Source organism: Viridibacillus arvi, assembly GCF_001274945.1.
Lineage (GTDB): Bacteria > Bacillota > Bacilli > Bacillales_A > Planococcaceae > Viridibacillus > Viridibacillus arvi.
The window spans coordinates 578,637-584,539 of record NZ_LILB01000001.1; the positions used below are offsets into that span (position 1 = coordinate 578,637).

Consider the following 5,903-nt stretch of genomic DNA (forward strand, 5'->3'; position numbering starts at 1 on the left):
AGCATCATACTAGAGGACTCTTTTTCTTTCAAGACCCTGAATATCTTTCAAACAGGAATGCTGCCCCGTTAGTTCAAGAAAGAAAAAAAAGAGCTGCATATGCAACTCAATGTTCTTCAAGTAAAGCACCCCGTTAGTTCAACAAGGACAATTTATTTTACACTTCCGTGCAATACTGTATTTTTTATTGAGCTAATACTCTTTCTGGATTTAACACTTCTAATTCAGGAATAACAAACCGGCCGTCTTTCCGAACTAACTGACCATCAAAATAGATTTCTCCCCCGCCATAATCAGGTCGCTGTATAGATATTAAATCCCAATGAATAGCGGATTTATTCCCATTATCTGCTTCGTCAAAACAGTTGCCTAAAGCAATATGGAAACTCCCATCAATTTTTTCATCGAATAACGTATTGTTCATTGGAACTGTCACTTTCGGATTAAAGGCTAACGCAAATTCACCAACGTAACTTGCTCCTTCATCTGTATTAAGTATTTCACTAAGTTTCTCCGAATGATTTGCTGTTGCCTTGACCACTTTTCCATTGGCAAAAGTCAGTGAAATATTTTCAAATGTAAATCCATTGAAGGTCGCAGGTGTATTAAAAGTGATGGTTCCATTCACAGAATCTCTAATTGGTGCTGTATACAACTCACCATCAGGAATATTATCGATACCATCGCCTTTAATCACCCCCATATTTTCAATGGAGAAGGATAAATCAATTTGCGGTCCTTTAATTTCTACTAACTTTGTTTTTTCCATATATTCTTTTAAAGGCTCCATTGCTGCAGATAGTTTCTTGTAGTCCACCGTGCAAATATCAAAGTAGAAATCTTCGAAAGCTTCCGTACTCATACGAGCTTCCTGTGCCATAGACGCATTAGGAAAACGGGTTGTCATCCACTTTTTCTTATAGATTGCTTCAGACTGAAACTTACCGTATGTCTTTGCATATAGCTCCATTTTTTCACTGGGAATATCGGAGAGTTCAGAAGTATTTATCGGACTTCTCAAGTTAATATATCCGTCCATTTTCGCCAAGCGTTCTACTTCAATTTCGGCTAGGATTTCAAACTGCTCTTTTGTTCCACCTAGAACTAATTGTCTTGTTACTGTTGCATCTCTTAAATCGATATGTGCAAAACCGTCAGCTTTATGAATTTCTTTGATAATTTCTCTTACAACACTAAGTTCAATTTCTGTATTAGTTTGTATCAATATATGCTCGTTTGGTTGCACCTTTATTGAATGATTTACTATTAATTCTGCGATTTTTTGTATTCTCGGGTCTTTCAAGAAAAACACCTCTTAAAGTTTAATATTAATACAGCCCATAATAAATTTTACATCAACTAACATTTACAATCATTGAACATGACAAACACCTCATAACTCCGTTATATATGTTTCGACATTTGTTCTATATCACCTTTTTTCCTTGATATTCGATAAATCCTAATCCAATTCCTTATTCAACTAAACTGCCCCGTTAGTTGAAGAAGGAAAGAGCTGTATGGACAGTTCAATGATCTTCTACTAAAGCTCCCCGTTAGTTTAAGTGCAATTTTTCACAATGTATTCAAATGTTGTCAATCAGCCTTTTTATTGTACTAACTACTACATCTGGTTCGTCATTCTGTATATAATGGGTACTATTATCACCATTTGAGGATATTTCAAGAAACTCTTTTGCATCTCATTCCATAACCCTTGTGATTCCTCCAGCTTTCTTGCCCGGATTTAAGAAGAGAGTTAGTTTCCTAACTCTCTTGTTGTATGTGTGTAATCATATAACTTGTAAAATAGTTCTTTACTTTTTCGAAATTTAGTGAAGTGTATAGGATAATCCCTTGTGCATCATGATCGAATGTTAAAACCATTTCATCACCTGATTTGAAAATTCGATTACGGCCAGTTCGGATATCCAGCTTATTTTGAGACACGATGAATGTATTGTTTTGATAGGCTAAGTAAAATAGCTCTTCGAACACAACTTTTAATTCATCTGTGTTTTTTACTGTTAAAAAGAAGCCTGGGACTTCCGCATGATACATTCCTTTTGAAGAAAGGGTAAACACACGCTGCCCGGAGTCTATATATTCTACAGCATACTTCGCCCAATCCTTTTGCATTTGATGCTGCTCTCCATCGTGCGTTTCAATATAGATTGACAATGGATAAAAATAAAGGTTTTCAATTGTTTCAAAAGCAAGTTTCTCGATACAATCATAGTCCGTACTAATATAATACGATTTAGCCTGGTCTTGTAAATCTACATCACACTCTCTATCTTTTTCACGAATATAAATTTCAAGTTGAATTGGTAGCTCTTTCACCGGCAACACACTACATGGCAAAGGCACTTTTTCATAAAACGACACATGTCTATAAAAATCCGCAATCGCTATGTCATTTTGATCATATATAACACTTGTACATTCACTTATACTATTTGCTAAAATCCAACTTCTTGCTGCGTCATCTAAAAAGAACTTGTAGCATTTACCATGATGATCTATTTTTACTCGCTTATTTTTAATAAATTTCTTCATTTGCTTTATCATCTTCTCTTCATTTAAACCTTGGTATACCAATATATCCACAGAAGAGGCCTTCATAATAAAATAATCAAAAAGCATTTCCCGTTGATTTTTAACTGCGTCATTTCGCACATCGAACTCAGGTAAATTGACATCCCATTCGTTCGTTTGATCTAAAATATACACATCTTCACCTCAAGTTCCGTTCATAAAAAAATTTTTATTACATCTTCACATACCCATAAAGGTCTTTTTATTATTGAGTTATTCTCTACTCTTTATTGCAAATCCTTGTTCAACTAACCAGTTGCGTTAGCACAATAAGAAAAAAGAGCAGCCTTAGCAACTTAACGATCTTTCACTAAAGCACCCGTTAGCACAATAAGGGGACTCGTCAGATTTATGCGTATTTACAACGATAAGAATTCAATTTTTATACACTATTTTATTCACCAAAGACTATGGTGCAACATTACTTCAAATACTTCAAAACCTTTGCTATGACTGACTTTAAACAAAAGTGCATAAAACAACGCATAAACAATGTTCATAAGAAAAGCCGCGAACGTTGATTTAACAACATTAGTAGCCTTTGAGTTCGTCTCCAAACTTTCATTTGGGAACGTTTATTATATTTATTTTGAATGCTTTATAAATATTGTTGCAATAAAACACAGGTTAATTTATTGACTCTAATTTTTATGTCTATTCTTTACAAAAATCTACAAATTTTTTTGCCTGTATTAAGGACATACCTGTTTGCTCTCTCAAAAACTTCACCGCTTTAATTTCACCGACTGACTTTATTTTCTCTTTTACTAAGGCAATCAGTTCCTCATTATAGATTTTAGTATAATCCATTTTTTCGCCCCCTCGTGTAATTAAAGTTTAACATTACCAAAGCGTCGTTTGGTCATATTTCTTAACTTAGCGTTGTAAATCCCCATAATTTTGAAGGTACTCCTTGTTGCACTAAACTGCCCCGTTAGTTCAATAAAGAAAAAAGAGTTGCATATGCAACTCAATGATCTTCAAGTAAAGCACCCGTTAGTTGAAGAAAAAAGTGAAGTTTATTCAACAATCGCGCCCAATTGTTGAAGATATCTATTAGCTCACCAAACATATAGCTATTCACTTCAGTAAACCCTCAAACTTCAAGGGCTTCTCCTATAACTAAAATGGAAATAAGCGCTGACCCTTGCTAGGATCAACGCATCTCGTTAGTAATAATCAAAAAATATTTACCTTCTAAGGTAGAGTTACTGTAAAGCTTTTAAATTCAATGTCCGTTTCATTAAAAGGTTGAATATTTGTTTTTGTTTCATTGCCTTTAAGGTCAACTTCCACACTAGTTCCTCCTTGGTGGAAATTAATATATGGTATAACTGTCAATGTTTTTGCATTATCTGTGATTGGGTCTATTAGTAGACTACCTGTTAATTCTTCCTTTCCATCGACATTTTGAATTTGACTACCACCCGAATGTGATATAAGTTCATTTCCTTTATCATCAATCACTTTGAAATCTAGGTACCCATTAGTTAAATAATTTATTTTTTCTGTGTCTGCATTAAAGTTAAAACGTAAGCCGGCTGCGCTTATTTCTAAATCAGAAACTGTTAAATTAATGTCTTCTACAGTTTGACTATGATTAATAGTTAGATATTCTACTTCTGTTTTCATGCTAACAGGAGTAGAATAATCCCACTGCTTACCGTCAACACTTGTAAAGTTTACACCTAGAGTAAACGATTCAGGCAAATCATCTAGAGAATCTATGTTAATTATTCCTGTTCTGTGTGTAGGTGATATTTTGGTTTCACTATAAGTACTGGCATTTGAAAAAGCTTGTCCATTTATTTTAATTTCAGGCCCTGATGATAAATAGGATTTTTCAATAATGTTCTCTGATATGATTGAAAATCCAATTGTAAAACGTGTCCCATCATAGAAAACTTCATCAAGTGTAATTGATGTTCCTCCAGTATTTTTCGTATCCCCTATTAAATTTGTTAATCCTTGTTCATGAACTTTCTCTAGACCAGGATCTCCAGACTCACTAAACACAGCACCTATTATTGGTATTTTCGAAACGATATTAGCCATAGCAGGAGAGACAGTTGCGGAACTAACAAACAGAATAGATGCTACTGCAACTGAACTTAAGCTATATACCATCTTCATTCTCAAAGACTTTTTTCCCCTTTGATGGTTCTCATGAATCGTTTTTGAAATAATTGCGTCCAATTTATCAAATGGAACGTGAATGTTATCAATTTCTTCTTTAAACGATGGAATTTTGTCTGTCATCGCAATAAACCCCCTTTAATTTTGTTCTTAATAGATCTAATCCACGACGAATATTTGTCTTCACAGTACCTTCGGGGCAATCAAGAAACGCTGCAATTTGCTTAACTGTATAATCTTGATAAAAACGCAGTAGCAAGACCGTTTTATACTTTTCCTCAATTTCTTCCATTGCTTGAAGAAGGTCAAGATGTTCCTCAGTTCGAAGATGCTCTGTATTCTCAACCTGATCAAAGATTTCATTATTAATTGAAACAAGCTTTTGTTTCTTCTTTAAAGTTGCAATAGCTGTGTTAATTAAAATTCTCATTAACCACGTTGAAAAATAATCGTTATTTTTCAATGTATTAATTGAATTTAAAGCTTTATATAGGCTTTCTTGAAACACTTCAAGCGCATCATCTTCATTTCGCATATACATATAAGCCATTCTGTACATTTTTTCTTTTTCTTCATGTATTAGCATTTGAAATGCCTCGGAATCGCCTTTTTTAGCACGCTTTACTAACTTTGACTTTATCTCCAATTAACAAACCTCCTTTCCTCTATACTTATTAGAGAAATTGGAGCACCAAAACGATTCAAATTTATTTGAAATATATACAAAAAAATCGGCCTCCATCTATTCTGGAAGCCGTAATCCGATTAAAAACTAATTATATATAAAATAAGTACATTATCATACAATACCTTTAAATTAAGGTAAAGACTGAATTTACTCAAAGGTATCTATTCCACAATCTGGCCCGATTGTTGAACACAAGTTAAACAACGCTATTGAACTAACCTGCCCCGTTAGCACAATAAGAATAAAGTTATTATTTAATCCTTAAATGCCTTTTGAACTCCGCAAATGGAGTAGCATAGGGGTCTTTAAACTTCTTAATATGATTTGTTAGAATAGACCAATTCTCATCAAGGAAAGGATGTATTTCAGTGGTATCAGCAATACCATACAGTTTAATTAAAAAATAAAGGGTTTGCCATATCAAAAAGTCATCATCTAACTTCAATAAGACCTCAACGACAATCGGAATATAGTTAAATGC

General features: G+C 33.8%; 5 protein-coding genes and 1 pseudogene. All 6 read right to left on the bottom strand.

Annotated elements, in window-relative coordinates:
• Positions 1–184 precede the first annotated feature (184 nt).
• Positions 185–1,303, bottom strand: a complete 1,119-nt coding sequence (locus AMD00_RS02755) for an aminopeptidase (protein ID WP_211258601.1) — start codon at positions 1,301–1,303, stop codon at positions 185–187.
• 464 nt (positions 1,304–1,767) lie between these two features.
• Positions 1,768–2,733 carry a hypothetical protein gene (locus tag AMD00_RS02760; protein ID WP_053415559.1) on the bottom strand — a complete coding sequence of 322 codons (966 nt, stop codon included), beginning with the start codon at positions 2,731–2,733 and terminating at the stop codon, positions 1,768–1,770.
• 519 nt (positions 2,734–3,252) lie between these two features.
• The gene (locus tag AMD00_RS23415; RefSeq protein ID WP_169786300.1) at positions 3,253–3,408 is read right to left on the bottom strand and encodes a hypothetical protein; all 156 of its coding nucleotides are present in this window, start codon (positions 3,406–3,408) and stop codon (positions 3,253–3,255) included.
• A 387-nt stretch (positions 3,409–3,795) separates the two neighbouring features.
• On the bottom strand, positions 3,796–4,857 hold the full coding sequence (locus AMD00_RS02765) for a DUF4179 domain-containing protein (RefSeq protein ID WP_053415560.1): 1,062 nt from the start codon (positions 4,855–4,857) through the stop codon (positions 3,796–3,798).
• Complete coding sequence (locus AMD00_RS02770) at positions 4,832–5,380, bottom strand: sigma-70 family RNA polymerase sigma factor (protein WP_083446082.1); 549 nt, start codon at positions 5,378–5,380, stop codon at positions 4,832–4,834. The genes AMD00_RS02765 and AMD00_RS02770 overlap by 26 nt, the downstream gene beginning before the upstream one ends.
• 292 nt (positions 5,381–5,672) lie before the next feature.
• Positions 5,673–5,903 (bottom strand): annotated as a pseudogene (locus AMD00_RS23660) (ABC transporter); the annotation flags it as partial.